Here is a 575-nt window from a genome sequence, read left to right as displayed (position 1 = left end):
ATCAGGCACTCGAATTTGAAAAAGCAAAAATGTCCCATATGTCTACAAGTGACCGAGTGGAGGCATCAAGAGAAGCAAAACGTTTGATACTTGCATTGAACGAAGTTTACAAAAAAAACAAGGACGCTAAGATTATGGAGATCATGAAGGAACTAACCGCAAAAAAGAAGAAGATTGAACAACGCTTAAAAGGCAGACCTGATCAGTTTCTGTAGGTGATATGATCATTACGCCTTGTAGGCTATAAATCCTATTGCTGGTATCCATTCGCAACGAGATATCCAAAAAAGTTAAAGCAATTCACTTATGCACTACCATTTAAAAATAATTACAGGCTAATAATTAGCTTCTTTTTCTACTATTTTTTCACTATAAAATTAAATCGTAACCACGGCTAGGCTTAAGCTTCATAGTTCAAATCAGCAAAAAAACAGTTTATTTATTTTGGCCTACAATTACATTTTAACTAATATAATTTCACCTTTCATTTTGGTCTAACACCCTTAAGTTTCGTTGTGACACTTAAAAATAAAAACAGTTTTACAATCAAAATTAACACCACCCTTGAACACTAG

General features: G+C 33.4%; 1 protein-coding gene. It reads left to right on the top strand.

Going from position 1 to position 575, the window contains the following annotated elements:
* A partial coding sequence (locus SM447_RS29620; protein ID WP_474576159.1) for a hypothetical protein occupies positions 1-215 on the top strand: 215 nt, incomplete at its 5' end.
* Between the last annotated feature and the right edge of the window lie 360 nt (positions 216-575).

The sequence above is a fragment of the Micromonospora aridisoli genome (genome assembly GCF_056150025.1).
Note: the sequence above shows the minus strand (reverse complement) of the source record. Positions and strands in the feature narration are given on the sequence as shown.